This is a genomic window from Paenibacillus sp. SAFN-117 (assembly GCF_051966115.1).
GTDB classification, from domain to species: Bacteria; Bacillota; Bacilli; order Paenibacillales; family NBRC-103111; genus Paenibacillus_L; species Paenibacillus_L residui.
This window is the reverse complement of the sequence record NZ_JBQCLK010000039.1, coordinates 24,480-43,617: the sequence shown is the minus strand read 5'-3', so window position 1 is coordinate 43,617 and position 19,138 is coordinate 24,480. Positions and strand designations below refer to the sequence as shown.

Annotated in this window: 18 protein-coding genes and 1 pseudogene; 15 read left to right on the top strand and 4 right to left on the bottom strand. The window is 48.9% G+C overall.

Annotation, left to right across the window (positions count from 1 at the left end; genetic code table 11):
• Nucleotides 1-829: 829 nt before the first annotated feature.
• Complete coding sequence (locus ACTHRH_RS21585) at nt 830-1,507, bottom strand: response regulator (protein WP_440417608.1); 678 nt, start codon at nt 1,505-1,507, stop codon at nt 830-832.
• 20 nt (nt 1,508-1,527) lie between these two features.
• Nucleotides 1,528-2,685 carry a sensor histidine kinase gene (locus ACTHRH_RS21580; RefSeq protein ID WP_144938876.1) on the bottom strand — a complete coding sequence of 386 codons (1,158 nt, stop codon included), beginning with the start codon at nt 2,683-2,685 and terminating at the stop codon, nt 1,528-1,530.
• A 204-nt stretch (nt 2,686-2,889) separates the two neighbouring features.
• Here ACTHRH_RS21580 and ACTHRH_RS21575 point away from each other — a divergent pair, with 204 nt between their 5' ends.
• From ACTHRH_RS21575 to map, 5 genes are all read left to right on the top strand, one after another.
• Nucleotides 2,890-3,825: an ABC transporter ATP-binding protein gene (locus tag ACTHRH_RS21575; RefSeq protein ID WP_144938879.1), complete on the top strand. Its 936-nt coding sequence runs from the start codon at nt 2,890-2,892 to the stop codon at nt 3,823-3,825.
• Nucleotides 3,826-3,853: 28 nt separating this feature from the next.
• A complete protein-coding gene (locus ACTHRH_RS21570; protein ID WP_186328399.1) occupies nt 3,854-5,017 on the top strand; it encodes an ABC transporter permease in 1,164 nt (387 codons plus the stop codon).
• Nucleotides 5,010-6,161, top strand: coding sequence for an ABC transporter permease (locus tag ACTHRH_RS21565; protein WP_379285694.1), 1,152 nt, complete (start codon nt 5,010-5,012; stop codon nt 6,159-6,161). Before ACTHRH_RS21570 ends, ACTHRH_RS21565 begins: the two co-directional genes overlap by 8 nt.
• A gap of 379 nt (nt 6,162-6,540) precedes the next feature.
• Nucleotides 6,541-6,855 carry a hypothetical protein gene (locus ACTHRH_RS21560; RefSeq protein WP_144938888.1) on the top strand — a complete coding sequence of 105 codons (315 nt, stop codon included), beginning with the start codon at nt 6,541-6,543 and terminating at the stop codon, nt 6,853-6,855.
• A gap of 88 nt (nt 6,856-6,943) precedes the next feature.
• Nucleotides 6,944-7,696 carry a type I methionyl aminopeptidase gene (map, locus tag ACTHRH_RS21555; protein WP_144938891.1) on the top strand — a complete coding sequence of 251 codons (753 nt, stop codon included), beginning with the start codon at nt 6,944-6,946 and terminating at the stop codon, nt 7,694-7,696.
• An 88-nt stretch (nt 7,697-7,784) separates the two neighbouring features.
• On the opposite strand, the gene ACTHRH_RS21550 is transcribed toward map, so the two are convergent.
• Together ACTHRH_RS21550 and ACTHRH_RS21545 are read right to left on the bottom strand one after the other, a co-directional pair.
• Nucleotides 7,785-8,096 (bottom strand): dehydrogenase, encoded by a 312-nt coding sequence (locus ACTHRH_RS21550; protein ID WP_144938894.1) that lies wholly within the window; start codon nt 8,094-8,096, stop codon nt 7,785-7,787.
• Between the two features lie 199 nt (nt 8,097-8,295).
• On the bottom strand, nt 8,296-8,748 hold the full coding sequence (locus ACTHRH_RS21545; protein WP_144938896.1) for a hypothetical protein: 453 nt from the start codon (nt 8,746-8,748) through the stop codon (nt 8,296-8,298).
• Between the two features lie 717 nt (nt 8,749-9,465).
• Between ACTHRH_RS21545 and ACTHRH_RS21540 the strand changes: the two genes are divergently transcribed.
• The 10 genes and pseudogenes from ACTHRH_RS21540 to ACTHRH_RS21495 all read left to right on the top strand — a co-directional run bounded on the left by ACTHRH_RS21540 (nt 9,466) and on the right by ACTHRH_RS21495 (nt 19,132).
• The gene (locus ACTHRH_RS21540) at nt 9,466-10,476 is read left to right on the top strand and encodes an IS1595 family transposase (RefSeq protein WP_440417604.1); all 1,011 of its coding nucleotides are present in this window, start codon (nt 9,466-9,468) and stop codon (nt 10,474-10,476) included.
• Nucleotides 10,477-11,498: 1,022 nt separating this feature from the next.
• Nucleotides 11,499-12,449, top strand: coding sequence for an aldolase catalytic domain-containing protein (locus ACTHRH_RS21535; protein ID WP_144938902.1), 951 nt, complete (start codon nt 11,499-11,501; stop codon nt 12,447-12,449).
• Between the two features lie 254 nt (nt 12,450-12,703).
• Nucleotides 12,704-13,309 (top strand): annotated as a pseudogene (locus ACTHRH_RS21530) (DedA family protein); the annotation flags it as partial.
• Between the two features lie 51 nt (nt 13,310-13,360).
• Complete coding sequence (locus ACTHRH_RS21525; protein WP_440417623.1) at nt 13,361-13,837, top strand: nuclease-related domain-containing protein; 477 nt, start codon at nt 13,361-13,363, stop codon at nt 13,835-13,837.
• A gap of 104 nt (nt 13,838-13,941) precedes the next feature.
• The gene (locus ACTHRH_RS21520) at nt 13,942-14,505 is read left to right on the top strand and encodes a thioredoxin family protein (RefSeq protein WP_440417602.1); all 564 of its coding nucleotides are present in this window, start codon (nt 13,942-13,944) and stop codon (nt 14,503-14,505) included.
• Nucleotides 14,506-14,561: 56 nt separating this feature from the next.
• Nucleotides 14,562-15,182: an MBL fold metallo-hydrolase gene (locus ACTHRH_RS21515; protein ID WP_144938911.1), complete on the top strand. Its 621-nt coding sequence runs from the start codon at nt 14,562-14,564 to the stop codon at nt 15,180-15,182.
• Nucleotides 15,183-15,399: 217 nt separating this feature from the next.
• The gene (locus ACTHRH_RS21510) at nt 15,400-16,557 is read left to right on the top strand and encodes a YhgE/Pip domain-containing protein (RefSeq protein ID WP_144938913.1); all 1,158 of its coding nucleotides are present in this window, start codon (nt 15,400-15,402) and stop codon (nt 16,555-16,557) included.
• Nucleotides 16,558-16,636: 79 nt separating this feature from the next.
• Entirely contained in the window at nt 16,637-17,245 is a 609-nt protein-coding gene (locus ACTHRH_RS21505; RefSeq protein WP_144938915.1) for a TetR family transcriptional regulator, read from the top strand.
• Between the two features lie 221 nt (nt 17,246-17,466).
• Nucleotides 17,467-18,168 (top strand): SAF domain-containing protein, encoded by a 702-nt coding sequence (locus ACTHRH_RS21500; RefSeq protein ID WP_379289954.1) that lies wholly within the window; start codon nt 17,467-17,469, stop codon nt 18,166-18,168.
• 49 nt (nt 18,169-18,217) lie between these two features.
• A complete protein-coding gene (locus tag ACTHRH_RS21495; protein WP_144938919.1) occupies nt 18,218-19,132 on the top strand; it encodes an AAA family ATPase in 915 nt (304 codons plus the stop codon).
• Nucleotides 19,133-19,138: the final 6 nt, after the last annotated feature.

Here is a 19,138-nt window from a genome sequence, read left to right as displayed (position 1 = left end):
TGCCCTGCAAGCAAAGGGCGATTCGTTCGCTCAGGGTTACCTGTCCTTTGCTTTAGCTTCCTGCCCTGCAAGCAAAGGGCGATTCGTTCGCTCAGGGTTACCTGTCCTTTGCTTTAGCTTCCTGCCCTGCAAGCAAAGAACGATTCATTCGCTCAGGTTACCCTGTCCTTGGCTTTCTCCCCTCTAAGCAAGCGACGATTCGTGTTAGCACCGAAGGGGAAATAGATTCGGGCCTATAGAAATTTGAAACTGACTACCTTGAAAATCCGTCTATTTACCGTCTGCAGGCATCGTTACAAGCGGAGCGGCACGTCTAACTGTATTTTGTACAGGTAGATTCAAGCGAATGGGCGAAAATGATCAAACTAACTGGATAAACTACAGTTAAAATGGGCAACTTTGGGCGAAACGGCTGTTTTGGCGCAAACTAGCTGTAGGTTTTCCAGTTAGTTTCCATATTTCTTCCGAATATAGAAATCTAACTGTATGAAATCCATTTAGTTTTCAAATTTCACACTATTGAAGCAATTCAACTCTATTCTACCTTGAAAACCCATCCATTTTCATCATCTGATGGTGTCGCGGTCAGCGGCATGGGGGTCTAAATGGACGAAGCCTTTACGATGGAACGCGGTCATTGATCCTTTTTCTGAGACAAGGGGATAACAGTCCAAAGCCTCTCCAAAAGGGATAAATGCAGGTACGCGTAGACTAATCCGACAGTCGGAGGAGAGAGGTGGACATCGGTAAACTTTCTCCCATCTAATGTTCCACTTTAGGAGGTATTTTTCCATAAGGGAGCATCCGGAAACCGCCTCTGAAGAGAAGCCTAAAAGCAATGATTTCCGTCAGATGGAGTTGAATTTTTTAAATAAAAGATGGCAATCTGAGTTCGGTCTCTCAGCTCCAGCTTATGCAAAATTTCGGTTACATAGTTTTTGACGGTCCCCTCGCTCAGAAACAGGGTGTTGGCTATTTCCTTGTTCGACAAGCCATCGGCAATGCCCTGGACGATTTTCAGCTCGGCAGGCGTTAACCCCCAGTTGTCCGGACCCGATTTACGGATGCGGGGATGGCTGTTCGATGCTCGCAAGAAGCTGCTTAGTTTATTGGCAATCTCGGGATGGATGAGCATATTGCCTTGGGATACGGATTGAATCCCTTCGAGAATGCGATCCGGGGATACGTTCTTGAGCATATAGCCGTTGGCGCCGTTTTTAATGGCTTCGATAATGTAATCATCATCGTCGAAGGTCGTAAGAATAAGAACGCGGATATTTGGAAACCGTTCCTTGATCAGCTTCGTTCCTTCCACTCCATCACATTCCGGCATCCGAATATCCATTAGTATGACATCTACTTGCCCCTCTACCGAACAAACGTAATCATAAGCCTGCTTGCCATCGGAACAGGTGTGCAGCACATTTATTTTTTCATCCATATCCAAAATATATTTTAAGCTTTCGCGAATAAAAGAATCGTCATCGACGAGCAATACACGAATCATTTCAATCCTCCTTTAGTATCCTACGAAAAGTATGAGCTGCCTGCGGGATGAGGCACAATGGTGGTCACCGTGAAGGGAGGCCCCGTTTCTACCGACAAGCTGCCACCCAGCAGCTTGACCCTTTCCTGCATTCCGTTTATTCCCAACCCTGGACGCGCCAACGGATCTTCCTCCGGGGGGTCTCCGTCATTGCTTATGCTAAGCACAACCCGCTGCGGTTCGTAACGCATTCGGATGTCTATGGACCGGGCTCCGCCGTGCCGGATCGCATTCGTGATCGCTTCCTGAACGTTGCGGTATAAGGCGAATTCAATGCTCGGATAGAGCGGATAGGGTACGCCCGAGGTCTGGAGGCTTACCGGTATGCCAAACTGCCCCGATGCTTCCTCGATCAATTTATGAAGGGAATATTGGCCGCGAAGCTGTTCATCCGGCTGCAGCCTGCGGACGGTCCGGCGCAGCGATTCCATGCTGGAACCCAGTTGATCTCTGACCTGATTCATGAGCTCATAGGTTTTCTCCGGCTGCGAATCCGCAAGGCGGATTGCCGCTTCCATCATCATCTTTAATCGGGTGATGGAATGACCCAGGTCGTCATGCAGATCGTGGGCAATCCGGTTTCTTTCCTCCATCTGGGAAATTAATTGGACTTTACGGGCATAGTCGACCAGGCGGGAACGGGCTTCCTCCAACTCATAATGCTTGCGGCGAAGCTCGTCATATAATTGTTCCACTTCCCGGCTGCGACCCGAGGCGGTTGCCCACTTGTACATTAGCACCGAGAAGGCTGCGAACAGGAAATGAATCCCCGTAATGAAAATAAGGGATTGTTCCGCTATCGAGAAGGCCAGTCCCGCCCAGCACAATCCGAATAAGGTCAGGCGCGGCCAGTGGAAGCCGAGGGGCGGCCTAAAAAGCAGAATAAGCGTGCTAAAGAAAGATATGAAGTATAGACCTCCGAATGTCACGTTTAACCAAACCGCCAAAGTCAATTCAACGACAATCAGCAGCTGCATTAAGCGTTCCCGTTTGTCGGCAAGCTGGGCAACCCCTATTAACAGCAAGGCTGTTATCGTAAACAGGGGATAGCTGCTTGGCCGGAGGTCGCCGATGAATAGCGTGCCGAGTGCGGCCGACACAAGGAGTATATATCGCAGCCAGGCTAACGAATAGGTCAATTCCGCCACTCCTACCAGTCAGAATTTATACGCCAAATTATAGCACAGGTCGGCGGAAGCCGAAGTTTTTTTTGCCTTGATGCCGAACAAAATGACTTAAGTCACCTTAAAGTGGTGACTTCTTTGACCTTTCCTCCATTAGAGTCCGCGTTACAATGGTGACAGATCAGAAAAATTGCGAGATCAGGCAAGGGGGAGTCGAGGATGAGTTTTATCCAGATCAAAAATGTGGTCAAACGCTACGGCGGCAAGCTCTCAGTGGACCATCTGAATTTGAACATCGAGGAAGGGGAAGTCTTCGGTCTCCTTGGACCGAACGGAGCCGGTAAAAGCACTACCATCAAGATGCTTTGCGGTCTTGGTCGAATCGATCACGGCGAGATGATCGTTGATGGAATATCCGTCGCTAAAGACCCTTTCAAGGTGAAAGGTAGGCTCGGACTGGTCCCTCAGGAGCTGGCCATATACGAAACCTTGACCGCCAGAGAAAATGTAACCTTCTTCGCCAAGCTGTACGGCTTAAGGGGCAGGGAATTGAAGCAAAGGGTGGAGGAGGCGATTGCATTCGTCGGCTTGACTGACAAAGAGAACGATAAGCCGATCACCTTCTCCGGGGGAATGAAACGCCGTCTCAATATCGCCTGTGCCATTATGCACCGTCCGAAGCTTATCATCATGGATGAGCCGACAGTCGGAATTGACCCCCAGTCTCGTAACCATATTCTGGAGTCGGTCAGAGAGCTGAATCGGATGGGGAGCACTATCATCTATACAAGCCACTATATGGAAGAAGTGGAGGCTATCAGCACTAGGGTCGGCATAATGGATCATGGCCGTCTTATTGCGTGCGGAACGAGAAGTGAGCTGATCGAACAGGCGGCTCAGGAAGAGAAGATCGTCATTCAGACGGACTGTGTAAATGACGAGGCCTTACTGGAATTGGAACGTCATCCTTTGATCGAAAGAATCGTCCGGGACGAAACTTTGTTGGAAGTGTACTCCAAATCCACGCAAACGTGCCTGCGGGATCTAATATTTGTTTTGTCCAAGCATCAGGTCAAGATTCAATCGCTTAACCGGATTGAGCCCGACCTGGAATCGTTGTTCCTGCTGCTCACCGGCCGGAAGCTGAGAGACTAATTTTGAATGAAAACCGGAGGGGATGGCGATGCAATTATTAGTAACGGCCAGGTACGAACTGGTGCGGATATTAAGGAATAAATCTACTTATCTTCTGCAGCTGCTGCTGCCACTGCTGCTGATTTTCATATTGGGCTCGGCGTTGTCTTCTTTCATGAATACGGATCAGCCGCTAGAGGAAGTGAAGGTGGCCGTTGTCAGTCAGGATCAGGGGGCTCTGCAGCAGGGACTGGAGCAATTCCTGGCCTCAGAGGGGATTCGCGATCGGTTAAAGGCGGAATTCCCGGCAGCGGAGGAAGAAGCGCTGGCAATGCTGAAAGAGGGGGAGGCCGATCTGGCCGTCATCATTCCGGCAGGTTTCAGCTCATCGGTATTGGCCGGGGAAGAGGCGGAATGGAGGATGCTGACCGGCAAGAATTCCACCAGGAGTCTGACCGCACAGATGATGATGCAAGGCTTTCTGGAGGAAACGAATCGGATGCAGGCGTTATCGCTTGTAACCGGAATAGGCAGCGGCGAGGCCGTCTCGGCTGCAGTCATGCTGCCGGACGAGGGGGATTATGTCTCCGCTCATTCTTTGGCCGATGGTTCGACAGGCTACACGGCCTCGCAGTATTATGCCGCCGCGATGCTGATTATGTTCGTGCTTTTTGCCGGGATGGGGGCGGCCAATAGTCTCGTAAGCGAACGAGAGAACCATACTTTGCAGCGGCTGTCTGCGATGCCTGTCACTACAAGGGCGGTTGTCTTCGGTAAAATTTCCGCTAATGGTCTGGTCGCTATCATACAGTCTGTATTGATTATCGTGCTCACCTGGTGGCTCTACGGAGTGAACTGGGGTTCCCGTCCCGTTATCGTCATTCTTATTTCTATACTGATGGTTATAGCCTCGATGTGTCTGGCGCTGATCATCGCCAGTCTGGCTAAAGATTCCAAGCAGACTAATTCCTTGTTCAATCTGATTATTGTTGTGATGACCTTCTTGAGCGGCGGATTTGTGGCGGTAGGAGATTTGGCGGATATTTTCGGCAAATTCACGATCAGTCATTGGGCTTTCCAGGGCTACCTCCGCGTCATGCTGAATGAAAGTCCATCAGCCATTGCTTACTATGTGACCGTATTGGCGGTCATCTGTGCAGGTCTACTTGCGGCTTCAGTAATCACGTACCGGAAGGCGGGTTCTTATGAATAGCTTGTATATTGCGGCGAATATCGTTAAGCGTACGATCGGCAAGGGAAAGAGCCTTCTTGTTTTCCTGGCGCTGCCCGCATTGGTTGTGTCGCTAGTAGTTGTTCTGTTGGGAAACAGCGGGCAGCAAGTCCAGGTAGCCTATGCCAATCTGGATCAGGGGCCGCTCGGAGAACGGTTGATCAATGCGCTGCAGGCATCAACCGGCTACAGCTTTGTCGAAGCAGAGGATACGGAAGCTCTCCGACTTCAAGTCATTGACAAGAAGAGTGTGGCGGGACTGTTCATCCCGGAAGGGTATTCCTCCAAGCTGACAAGCGGCGAGACTCCGCGAGTTGAGTGGTTTGAACTAGGCGTGTCCGAGTCCGGAATAGTGCTGAAGCAAAAGCTGAACGAACAAATAAGGGGGATGACGGGAACTTACCGGTTGCTTTCGTCACAGATTCCTAATTCTGCAGAAGCGGAGGCCGCATTGCTGCAAGTTCTGTCCGAGCAGCAGAAGAATAAGGTTAGGGCCGTCGTCGAAAACTCCGGACTGGCCGTCAATGAGGCGATATCTACTTCTATGGGAATGCTGATCATGTTCGTCATGATGCTGGTGAACAATTCGATCTCTACAATTCTGGATGACCGCACAAATCGGACGATGCAGAGAATGTATGCAGCTCCCGTCCGTTCCTACCAGATCATGGCCGGCAATTTCTTGGGCAGCCTATTTCTTGGAACGGTTCAGATATTGTTGATCCTTCTTTTTGCCAGGTATGTTCTGCGGTTTTCATTCGGCATGCCGCTCCTGCAGCAATGGCTGGTGATGGAATGTTTCTTGTTGGCTGCACTGGGCATTTCCTTGGCTGTGGCCGGACTGGTTCGCAACCGTAACAATGTGGCTACGGTGCAAACGTTGATCGTTACCCCTACCTGCATGCTTGGCGGGTGCTACTGGCCGGTGGACATTATGCCGGAATACATGCAGAAAGCAGCGAACATTGTTCCGCAGAAATGGGCCATTGAAGCGATTAACCGGCTGGCCGCGGGAGACGGATTATCGCAAGTCGTTCTCCATTTGGGGATACTGGGTTTGTTTGCCGTCATTTTGCTTGGATTCGGCGCGGCGGTACTCAGACCGAGTGAAACGGAGACCGCCTGATTCCGCTAAGATCCCCCTGGCCGTAAAGATATAAAGCACTTTACCCTATAGGGTGGCACTCACGCAGGTGCTGACCGTTTCGGGTAGGGTGCTTTTGTTATGGCATAATTTCGGAGATATTGGCAAGACAGGGGACAGCCCCGGAGGGCCATGCAATTCCAAATATTGTAACCTTGTGTTAAAATAAAGTCTGGAGTATGCTTTGAAAGCAATAAACTCATCTTCTGATCGCAGGACACCCTTTTAATCCTGCGGTATCGCACTTTCCATTGCCGAATTCGCCGCCAGGGCCTCCATGTCTTATAGGTAAGAATAAAGAAGTGGAAGGCTGGTGGAGGACTATATTGGCGGAGGATCTTTATAAAGGGAGGGATTGGAGATGCTTAAACCCCTGCTGTTTCTTGTTGAGCTAGCGAGGATTCTCGGGATTTTAGTGCTGGGAGGCACTCTTTTATGGATGGTGGAACTGACGGTATATAATCAGGTCGGGCTGGATGGTCCGTCCTATGCGGGGGTTGCCGCTATAGCCAATTTGCTGCTGGTTTTTGTTCTGTATCGGAATGTGCTTCAATTTAACGGCTGGTACAAAAGCGAACGGGCCGCCAAATTGCCTTATGCCGCAACTTTATCTATACTAGTTCTGTCCGGGATTCTGTTAATCGTTATCCCGATGGTAACCGAGATAGGTTTGTGACGAAGAGGTTCTCAATGGATTTCAATGCCTGGCCGCATGTTTTTTCAGCAGCGGGCATTGTATAGATTACATGTCTGGAGGAGCTTACATGATAATATTGAAAACACCCGAAGAGATCTCCAAGATGAAAAAAGCAGGAGAATTGGTGGCTGCCTGTCATCGTGAAATTGCCAAGCGGATTCGTCCCGGTACGACAACATGGGAAATTGAAGAATTTGTAAGGCAGTTTACGAAGGAGAACGGGGCGATCCCCGAACAAAAAGGGTATCACGGATATCCATATGCTACATGCGCTTCAGTAAACGATGTTATCTGCCACGGTTTTCCCAAGAAGGAGCCTTTAGTGGAAGGAGACATCGTCACCATCGATATGGTATTCAGCGTAGATGGCTGGATGGCCGACTCTGCCTGGTCCTACCCGGTCGGACAGGTGAGCGAGGAGGCCAAGGCACTGCTGGATACGACGAAGGAATCGCTATATATCGGGATCGAAAAAGCGGTTATAGGCAATCGAATTGGCGATATTTCCAATGCCATTCAAACTTTCGCGGAATCCCGAGGGTATTCTGTCGTGCGCCAATTTATCGGCCATGGCATCGGCCGGACTATGCATGAAGACCTGCAGGTCCCGCATTACGGGCCGGCTGGCAAAGGCCCCCGTTTGAAAGAAGGCATGGTCTTCACGATCGAACCGATGCTGAATATCGGCAGCTATGCCGCGAGAATTGAGGAGGATGGCTGGACCGCAAGAACAGTCGATGGAAGCTTGTCCGCACAGTATGAACACACCATCGCCATTACGAAAGACGGCCCGCTCATTCTGACAGATCAGACCATTTAAGCTGCTCCTGATTGGCAAAAGCCCTTCCACCTTTATGGGTTGAAGGGCTTTTACCATGCAATCGGAGCTTGGACGGCCTGACCATTCTTTATCCTCCGAAGGATTCGCGAAAGGCTTTGGATAGAGCTGCCGGTTCCACCTTCCACAGAGATGCGATTTCCGGACAGACATGTTCTTCCCACCAGTCGGCCAATACTTTTCTTTTGCTGCCATTCTCATGGATCCAGAGCAAATTGGAAATGACCTTGCTGTAATAGATTTTTTCAGCTTGGGCAACTTGCTCGGGAGGGATCCAGACTTTCAGTTTTTTGATGGTCCGATATAATTCCCGGTTGCAAGTTCTGCGGATCGTTCTGGCCGTCGGCAGTGATCTTGCATGTGGTTCTTTATTCTCTTTCATCGGCCGGGCTACCTGCCTTTCTCAACACTTATACATGCAGAATATGCATTTACAGTGGAGGAGGCTACAGCGGAACCTTAGTCTTTATGCAGGAAATGCTGCAGTGGAACTATAATAATTGTGCAGGAAAGGCTGCAGCGGAACTTTAGTCTTTGTAAAGAAAGGCTATAGCGGACTTTAATCTTTTCCGCAGAAAGCATTAATCGACGACGAGGTATGCAATCATAGGCCCGTGCTGAGAACTGTCGGGATGAGTCAGGCAAATAAGACGATAAGTGCCTTCTTTGTCCGCCTTGAAGGGAACGATCGTCTCCTTGCCCTTTTGCACTTCGCCCTTGATATTTGTTCCTTCAATCATGAACGGATGGCTGGCTCCATTAACACCATAGAGACTCAGGTTGACCGTTTCTCCTTTATTAATATAGACGGTTCCCGGGTGCCAGAGGTAAGCTTCTATTTCCTTACCGTCCTCGGTAGTTGACTTGAATTCACCGGTAACCATATGGATGGTCCGTACTGGTTCGGAGCTGCCGGACACTGCGGCTTGCGAGGACCTGCTGTAATTGTAAATCAGTCCGGCTACAGCAGCACAAGCCAGAAATGCCGTTACGATGACAATTTTCTGTTTGCTTAGAACAAATGCTTTAAACACGGGGGCCACATCCTTTAATAGATTTTGTTTAATAGATATGCGAGAGTCGCCCCGGACATGCCAATCCCTTCTAATCTCTTTCTCGGTCTTTTTTGCATTCTATCCCATTTGCTCAGTTCCTATTGAACCGCATTAGTATTTCTTCCTCACACCTTTGATTGGTTATCCCGTTTACTCCCCGCCTAACCATGTCAATTCTCCCTCTCTCTCATACCTTTTGACTGTTATCCCATTCACTCAGTTTCCGTTTGGCTGTCATTATCTTCTTTCGCTAGCCCTTTTGGCTGCTATCCCGTTTACTCAGTTTCTCGAATGGCCCTCATAACCTCCTCTCCAGTCCCTCTGACTATTATCCCATTCGCTCAGACGTATCCCACTCGTCTCTTTGACTCTTTAAAAACATAGAAACTTCTGATCAAAATTCAATGACTGATTGGTTTGAGTTTTTGCCATAAAACTCTTTATAAAAGTGCATTCTACTTCGATTTAAACATCGCTTTTCATTTAAAAAATCATTGAAAAGGGAACATATATTCGGTATAATAAATACAAACAAATGTTCGTTTTGGGGTGATTATTATGTCCTCTTTTGCTTCGGAGGTTATTGAGTTAGAGCGGCGTAGTGGCTTTCATTCGAGTTTATATCGAAAATGGACTGGAAGTTTCGGTTCGAAGCGGGATGAAGAGTCGGACAAGAGTTTTGGCTTGGGGGCATTTTTGCCTCGAAACGCGGATAAAGATTGCCGTTCTGATTCGGACCGAAAGCCAGAAGCGAACGCGGGTCGAAGTGTAGATTCGAAGATTATTCAAGATGTTTTGTTAAATCTGTCTATGGATCGGTACTCCAAATGGGACGAAGGTGCTTTCCGGCAAGAGGAAAAAGCTTTTCGGAATCGCTTTAAAACCCAGGAGGATTGTGTACAATTCATCTATCAAGCGAAATGGCCGGATGGCTTTTCTTGTCCTCGTTGTGGGCATAGGCAGGCGTATGTCATCCGTTCCCGCCGGCTGCCGCTCTATGAGTGCCGAAGCTGCCGACACCAGACTTCCCTGATCGCTGGTACAGTGATGGAAGGAAGCCGGACTTCACTGTGCAAATGGTTTCTCGCTTTTCATCTCGTTGCCAATACCGAGCAAGGCACGAATGCCGTTCAGCTCAGTTCGTTCCTGCAGGTCACTTATAAAACCGCCTGGGCGATCCTTCACAAGATTCGCCAAGCTTTGTCTCAAGCAGATCATAAGCAGCCGCTTACCGGTGTGGTGAAGGGAGGCACAGCTTTTCATCGCCCTTTCCGCAGTGCTGCGTCGGTCTTAGGGCTCTATCCCGAACAGAGGCCTGTATTCGTCGTTGCTTCCTTGGACAAAGGAGCTGTACCTCAGCAGGTCAAAATCAAAACCGTTCGTCCGGAAGATATGGAGGACGGCAGAATCTATCGGTCTGCGGGCGAGCACTTCATCAAGGAGCATGTCAGCCCGGATGCGCTCGATGTGGATATCGAGACGAGGCGCTACCATTATCAACGCGTTCCTTCCCTGCGGAATTATTTGCGCAAAGCGAGAGCGTGGACCAATCGAGTATTTAACGGGATCGGACCGAAGTATTTACAGCATTACCTGGATGAATTCTGTTTTCGTCTGAATTTACAATTGCAGAACGTACCTATTTTTGAACATCTCGCCCGTGCTTGTATAAGGCTATCGATGGAAATGAGCTTATCTCGGCCATGAGAATTGAAAAGGGAGAAGGGGATTGCGAGCGTGATATAATCTGGTTCGGTATGCCGCATGGTCCAGGATGGGAGACCTCGTCATTCTTGCGAAACATAGGCAATTACTCTATCTATTTTGGTGCACGTACTTGCGAGCATGATGTGCAGTTCGGTATGCCGCATGGTCCAGGATGGAGACCTCGTTATTTCTTTTGGAACATAGTAGGCAATTACTCTATCTATTATGATGACGTATATTACTTTGTTATTCATTGCGAGCATAATGGGCTGGCTTCTTTATGTGCATGTTCGGAGCGGGAGACTTCGTTATCTCTACTGGAACATCATTGTTAGTTTCGCTGCTTTCTATGGTACACATGTATGCAAGTTTTGTGGTTACATGGCATATAGTGTGCTGTTTTTCGTTATGTCGTATGGTGCAGCACTTTTTTCACTATGTTTGAAAAAGGGATAATTGGTATCGATTATTTCGAATGTCCCTGCGTTTGCTTTCAAGTGGGGCTATACAGCTTACAGATTGTATTTTTGTACACGTCCTCTAGTTATTCTGAGCCAATGGGATAATAGTCAAAAGCCCGTAGAAAGGGAATTTATATCAAATTCACGACCAATGCGAGATAGTATTTAAACAGCAAGAGGAGAGGTCAATACACAATATGCAATTCAAACAGGTTATAAGCAAAAGGGTATGTAACCACGTTTATTCATAATCGATCGTGCAATTTCCGTTGACAAAACAATCATCGTCATGTTATAACAGATTCATCTATTTTTAACGGATAAAAGCATAAAAGCCAAAAAGCTTGAAAGTGGAGAAGCAATAACTGAATATCGAGGCAACGGTTATGGCATCTAAGCAAAGTTGAATCATCTTAAGTTATGTTGAATCATTTAAGCAATGGCTAGATATCTTCTGTATCGAGAAGTTTCGAGGAAGAATTGTTCACGGAGGGTCGGGTTGCGGGTAGTCTAACCGCTTCCTGGTTATAGAGAATAGCGATAATGGGGGATGGAACAGAAATGAGAGATCAATGCAAAATTTTGGATTGTACTATTCGGGATGGCGGTCTGGTCAATAATTGGGATTTCAGCGTGGAGTTTGTCCGCGATTTATATAATGGGCTTAATGAAGCCGGGGTTGAATATATGGAGATCGGCTATAAAAACTCGCCCAAGCTGCTTAAAGGGGCGGACTCCGGACCTTGGCGTTTTCTGGATGAAAACTTTCTGAAAGAAGTCATTCCTGAGAAGAAACGCACAAAGCTGTCCGCTCTGGTCGATATCGGACGTGTGGACGAGAATGACATTTTACCGCGTGAACAAAGTATGCTCGATCTAATCCGGGTGGCTTGCTATATCAAGGATGTAGATAAAGCTCTGGAACTGGTGCGCCAATTCCATGAGAAAGGCTACGAAACCAGCTTGAATATTATGGCTTTGTCCCATGTGCTCGAGCATGATTTGGTTGAAGCCTTTGCGGAAATTGCACAGAGCCCGGTAGATATCGTGTATATTGTAGACTCGTACGGAAGTATGGATTACAAGGATATAGAGCATCTCGCCGATAAATTCGGGCAGATGCTTCCCGGCAAGCAGCTAGGCGTCCATACGCACAACAACATGCAGCTTGCTTTCTCGAATACACTGGCAGCCAAAAATAAAGGAGTGGTCTATCTCGATTCCTCCGTATACGGCATGGGCAGAGCGGCAGGAAATTGCCCTACCGAGCTGTTGGTAAGCCATTTGAAGAACCCGAACTATCGTTTGCGCCCGGTTTTGGATATTATTGAAAAACATATGCTTGCCATGAGACAGAAATGGGAATGGGGATACATCATTCCGTACATGATTTCCGGGACGCTCAATGAGCATCCTCGAGTAGCCATGGCCCTTCGAGACAGCGAACGGAAAGACTGCTTTGTGGAATTTTATGATACGTTGACTTCTCCCGAACCGGCAGGTGTCAAATAAGTATATTCGAAGAGACTAATGCAGCCCCCTTGTTTAAAGGACGAGGGGGCTTTTTGCTGTTGGAGTCGAAATATTTTCCGATGCACTTCTTCTCCGTAACACTATTCATTCGCTTTTGACGGGGATTTTTCTGCGTGATTTTGAGGATGCAGCGGCCGTTTCGTTCTTTTTCGTTGAATAGAAAAGTATGTATACAATAAAAGTGGACAACACTTCAAGCGATAAACAAATCTCAGCGGGAAAGTGGGATGACCATGACTGAATTGATTAATGAGCTGTTAAAAATAATGACTTCTATGGGCTATTGGGGGATTATGCTCGGGCTGATGATCGAGGTTATCCCAAGCGAGATTGTGTTGGCTTATGGTGGTCTGCTCGTATATCGGGGGAACGTTAGCTTTACGGAAGCCGTCATTTTCGGCACGATCGGGGGAACCATCGCCCAGATTTTTGTATATTGGATCGGGCGGTACGGCGGCAGGCCTTTTCTGGAGAAATACGGCAAGTATTTGCTAATTCATGACAAACATATAGATATGGCCGAGGCCTGGTTTAACCGCTACGGAACCGGAGTTATCTTTACAGCCCGCTTCATTCCGGTAGTACGGCATGCGATTTCTATTCCGGCGGGCATGGCGAAGATGCCGTTAGGCCGTTTTACGCTTTATACTGCAATGGCGGTTATTCCTTGGAGCATTCTCTTCGTTTTTCTTGGGTTCAAGCTGGGGCAATTGGGCAAGAGCTTCGAGCAAATCGGCGATATTGCCGGCCCCTACGTACAACCGTTCATCTGGGTGTCCGTCGCTCTGACACTGCTTTATATTGTCATTAAAATAGTCCGTAGGAGGAAGCAGCTCTCCGTTAATGAACAAGGGAATACGGCAGAAACATCCGTGTCCGGAGAGCAGGAAATGGACAAGAACGAGAAACGACTTCTAGAGCTCGGCAGCAGCTATATCGTGTTACATTCCCAACGGGTGACAGCCGGTGGCAGTTCGCAGGTGATCGAGCATTTGGCCATCGGGCCGAACGGAGTATTTCATATCCGGACAGAAGGTTCCGCGGGGATAATCCGGCTCACGACCGAGGGAATCCAGCGTGGGGAGGAGAAAGGCTATGAGGATGCCACAGGTCTTCTGTACCGCAACGAATATGTGGTGAAGCAGAAGCTTCGCTCTAAACGGTTGGAAGCCGATGTTGTCGGCCTGTTGTGCTTCGTTCATCCGGATTGCCGTTTAGAGGGGAGAATGCCTGCTTTTACCGCCGTAAGAGCGGATCAGCTGACGGAATTTATTCAAAGCTATAAACCAAAAAAGCTGCTATCCGTGGCTGAAGTAAAGGAGATAGCGAGTCTAATGGAAGCCGGGAGCAGAAGGAATACAGGTTAAAAGGGGCAGACTTCCGGAAGCCGTGCCCTCGGTCTATGCACCCTGCTGTACATTCTGATACAATGGGTACAACAGGTAAACTATTCAAGTGGAGGGGTAGGCATATGGCTAAAAGTGTTGCAGCTAAAATCGGCAAGGGGATTACACCTCAGCAGTTTATGGACGGCATGGAGAAAAACAAGGACAAATTTATGGAGTGGTACAACCAATTTAGCTGGAAGAGCGAGGACGACCGGAAGTTTTTCGAATCGCTTCGCGACCGTGACCTTCGCTGTCTGATCCTTATGGCCGATTGGTGCGGCGATGTTGTTCGCAACATTCCAGTCGTATTCCGGGCTTTGGAGAACAGCGGTGTTCCTGTGGATGTACTCATAATGGAACAGCATTTGGATACGATGGATGAATTTCTGACGATGGGCGGCCGTGCAGTGCCGATCGTTATCTTTGCGGATGGCAGCGGGAATGTGCTCGGACAATGGGGACCGCGTCCTAAACACGTGCAGGCGATTATGATTGAATTTAAGCAAAACAACCCGGACCGCGAAGCCCCGGATTACAATGACAAAATCCAGGTAGCCCGGCAGGAAATGCTTAAGCAGTACGGGGAAGGAACCGGTTATCATGACGTCATTGTGAAGGAACTGCGCGAGCTGCTTGCGTCATTTTGAAGAGGAGAAATAAAGGAATTATTCTGCAGCAAGAACTAGAACAGGAGCGAGACTGGATGAACATAGAAGTGGTAACGCTGGGACCGTTGCAGACGAATGCCTATCTGCTGACCAATCCTGAACGGACCAAAGCGGTCGTAATCGATCCGGGGATGAACCCCCAGGCGCTGATTCGCAAGCTGGGTGATTTGGAAGTGGAAGCCATCCTGTTGACTCATGCCCATTTCGACCATATCGGCGGGGTGGATGAAATCCGCAAGCTGAAGCAGTGTCCCGTTTATTTGCACGATGCGGAGGCGGACTGGCTGACCAATCCGAACAAGAACGGCTCGGCTCGCTGGCCGGAAATCGGCGGACCGATTCAGACCGACCCGGCAGAATATGCGCTGGATGAAGGACAGACTCTGGAGCTTCTGGGCTCTACCTTTCAGGTGCTGCATACTCCGGGGCATTCTCCGGGCAGCGTAAGTTTTCTCGTGGGCAGCCATCTGTTCGGCGGAGATGTTCTATTCCGTTTGTCCGTGGGAAGAACGGATTTGCCGGGAGGCAATTGGAATGATTTGATGGATTCCATTCACGGCAAGCTGTTTGAACTGGATGATTCGATTCAGGTTTATCCGGGGCACGGGCCGAAGACGACCATTGGCTATGAAAGAGAAAATAACCCTTACCTGTAGCCTCATGGTGCAGTAAGGGATTGAGGCAACAAAAGTCGGAAGACGCCATTTGCAAGCAACGAGGATGTTTCGGAAGCCACCCGCTTTCGTCACATCCTCTTTTTTATTCCATTTTGAATTAAGGGGATTGGGGGTTGACAAATTATGTTATTTATAAGTATATTTAAACAAACATTTATTTTAAATAAACATTTAATTAAGTCAGAGGTGAAGGATTATGTATAAGATCATCAAAGCATTTCTGAAACAGAAAACATCGATCACCGGCATTGCAGTAGCGATCCTGTTCCAGCTTGTTTTCAGTGTCGTATGGATGACGGGATACAGGGAAGTGAACGATCATTTCGATCAGTTGAACGTTGTCATCGTTAACGAAGATCAGGAGGCGGGCGCCGCCCTCGCCGAGACTCTCGTTCGGACGCTGCCTTTCCAAACCAAAGCTGCCGATACAACTACGGATGCCGAAACTATGCTGAAGGAGCGGGAAGCACAGATGGTGGTCGCGATTCCGGCCGGTTTCCATGAACGGCTGAGACTGCCCGGAGGAGAACCTGTTTCACTTAAATTCATTATCAACGAATCCAATCCCACTATGGTCAAAAGCATTATGCAGAACATAGCCTCGGAAATAACTTCAACGATTAATCAGCAAGTGACTACTGCGGGAGTGGAAGCGGTTCTCGTTCAAGCCGGCATGCCGGAGGGGCAGGCACAGGCGGTCAGTGCCGGGGTGAGCGCGCGGGTGGCCAAGGAAATCCAAAGCTTACATCCGGTTGAGAGGATGTCCGATTCGATGGTGCCGTTAATGATGGTGCTGGCCTCCTTCGTCGGTTCGATGCTGTTTTCCATGAATTTGTTTCAATCGATGCAGGCGTTAGGGGCAGGATTTAGCAAGTGGGCGAAGTATTCCGCCCTGCTTCTAATCAGTATTTGTACGGCTCTTACGGTATCTCTTGTGGGCACCTCCATGGTGATGCTGTTGGGAGAGACCTTTAACAGCAGCTTCTGGACCGTCTGGGCCTTCCAGTCTCTCTTCCTGTTCACATTTATCTTGTTTACAATGGCTTTTGTTTTGCTTTTTGGTATGGGCGGCATGCTGTTCAATATTATAGGCCTGTCCGTTCAATTGGTCACATCGGGGGCGCTCGTTCCTGCCGTTCTATTGTCCGATACGTATCGCGGCATAGGCCAACTGCTTCCGGCCACTTATGCCGTAGAAGGAGTTATGAATTTGTTGTTCGGAGGAGAAGGAACCGGATCGGCCATTCGCATGCTGTGCGTTATTATGGTTATAAGCGCAGCGGTTGGAGTGTTGTCTGTCGCAATCCGCCGGGAGAAGGAGGAGCTTCCGGGCATAAGCCGAGCCGTTGTTTAGCCTGAGGGCCTTGTGCACCCTCTTGCAACAAGTCCCGGGTACAGTTCATAATAGAAGAAAACTGTTAAAGGAGAAGCAAATGACAACTCCTGAGCCTGATGCTAAGCAAAGAATATTGCTGGCCGCCAAAAAGCTGTTTGCCCGCCAAGGATACGACGGGACGAGTGTAAGACAAATATGCGATGAGGCGGGCGCTAACGTTGCGTTGGTTTCCTATCACTTCGGAGGAAAAGAAAATATGCTCAATGCCATGTTCAACGAATTTCTTCCGCAGCATCGTATAGCTGAGATTGAAGCCTTCAAAGATCTTCCTGCGGAAGCCCTTCGATTGCTTATACAGGAAATCATCCGTTTTAGAATGAGCGACCGCGATCTGATTACGATTTTGCAGCAGGAAATTTTGACGGCCTCTCCGAGAATAGATATGATTCGCAAGCACTTTTTACCTTTGTGGTCTGCATTCCGAGATCTCCTTGAAAAAGGGAGGGAGCAGGGAATCTTCCATTTTCGCTCGCTGGATCAAACCTTTATGTTCACTCTGGGGGTGCTTCTGCTTCACAAGCAAATAGACTATTTTTCTCCGCTTCTCCAGGAAGGTCCGCCAAGCTTCGAGGAACTGGTCAGAGATACGACCGAATATATTTTCAGAGGGTTGGGAGCAGCCGATCTATTGGAGAAGCAGGGTTGATTTTTGTAAAATAAAGAAAAAATATGTCAACAATCGGTTGAAAATTCCAATAGGCTCTGGTATATTATGTTACAAATGAATATATGACTTTGCGAAGAACGCAAGCTTACGGATAAGATCCGCGAGTTTGCGTTTTTTTGTTTTATTGTTCCGCGTTGGTTGCTAGACAGTTGTCTTTCGGCGAAGCGGGGCGCCCATCTGCGAAGGAGGTGATGGATGGATTGAGCAGAAGGCGGAATTTGCTCATTAGCCTGGTTGCAGGGATATTGTCCTGTCTGCTGGTTTATGGTGTTTACTTGCTTCAGGTTCGTCAGGTGGAGCTGCAGCAGACGACAAACGTTGTCGTTCCCAAGAGCTTCATTAAGGCAGGAACATTGATAACGTCCGATATGATCGAGATGAAGCCCATATTCATCGGTTCTTATGACGAACAGATGGCGTCCAGGGCGGAAGAGGTGATAGGCAGGGAGGCGGTCGTACCTCTGGGAACGAACGAACCGATCCTTCATTGGAAGCTCGATCGGTTTCAGCTGCTTCCAAGAGAAGGCCAGTACACTTTCCAGGTGCCTAAGGAATACATATTGTCGATCTCCAACGGGATTCGTGCCGGGGACCGGGTACGGATTTATCTGTCCGGCAAAGCTGGCCCACGCATCATGTTTGAGGAGGAGATTGTAGTTGCTTCCGTCAAGTCGGCGGCCAACATAGAGGTCGATGATCCGAACAATACCCATTTCCTATCGAAGCTGAATGGCGATGAGGAGAAGATGTACGCTTCGCGTCGCGAGGCCAACGGCAACATCGAACAGATCAATTTGAATTTGACCGAGGAGCAGTGGCTGAGAATGGATGACGCTTGCCGTAATCAAGACGGAAAGCTGGTTATCGCTTTCAGTAATATGTCGGACATTGAAGAACGATAAGGAGGCCGGCCTGAAGCCGGGCGTGAGACAGAAGGAGGATAACAGAAAAATGGATACCCATATGACGGTAGACAAGGAACCGGAAATCTGCGCAAGTCAAGCCCATTCCGTCCGAACGGGAACGGCTTCCGGAGATAATAAATTGATAGTTTATTTGGGAACGACGCCGAACATCGGAACCACCCTTCTTTCTTATGGTTCTGCTGTCTGCGCCGCGCGATGCGCACATTTGTCGGTGGGCTACCTATGCCTGAATTTAAAGAGCTCCAAGCTGCACCGTTATATAGGAATGAATGAGGTATCATCGTCGCTGGATCATCTGCGGGCCGATCTGAAATCGCAGAGCCTGACCCGCCAGAGGCTGCTCCGCCACTGCGTGCAGGCTCCCGGAGTGCCGGGACTGTCGGTGCTCTTCGGAAGCTCCTTGCGGGAGCAGGCGGAATTCTATCAGCCGGAAGATATCGAGCATCTGTTGATTGCGGCCCGGTCGGCATTCGACCTGTGCATTGTTGAGGTAAATGCTTATTGGGATAACGCTGCAACGGTCGTGGCATTGCTAGAAGCGGATGCAAGAATCATCGTAACCACACCGGATCTCACTCACTTTCAGGAGGACTTGCAGCGCTGGATGCTGACGATGGCACCGATGTTCGGACTTCATCCGGAAACCTTCCATCTGGTAGTCAATCAGGTGGAGAAAGCCTCCGCAGCCGGCGGCATCCGAATGAAAGATATTCAGAGGGAAACCGGCCTCGAGATTATCTCACAGGTGCCGAGGCGCGAAGAAACGGTTGAAAGATTGAATCAGGGCAAGCTGATGGAATTGCTGGCGGGCGATCATCCATTTTATCAAGCGATAGCGCGGATTCCCCGCAAATTTTTGGAGCAGTGGAATATGGAAGCTACGGATCTGTCCCGCAAGAAGCGCTGGCTTGGCCGCTGGATTCCGCGGGCCATCTCTTAAGGAGGA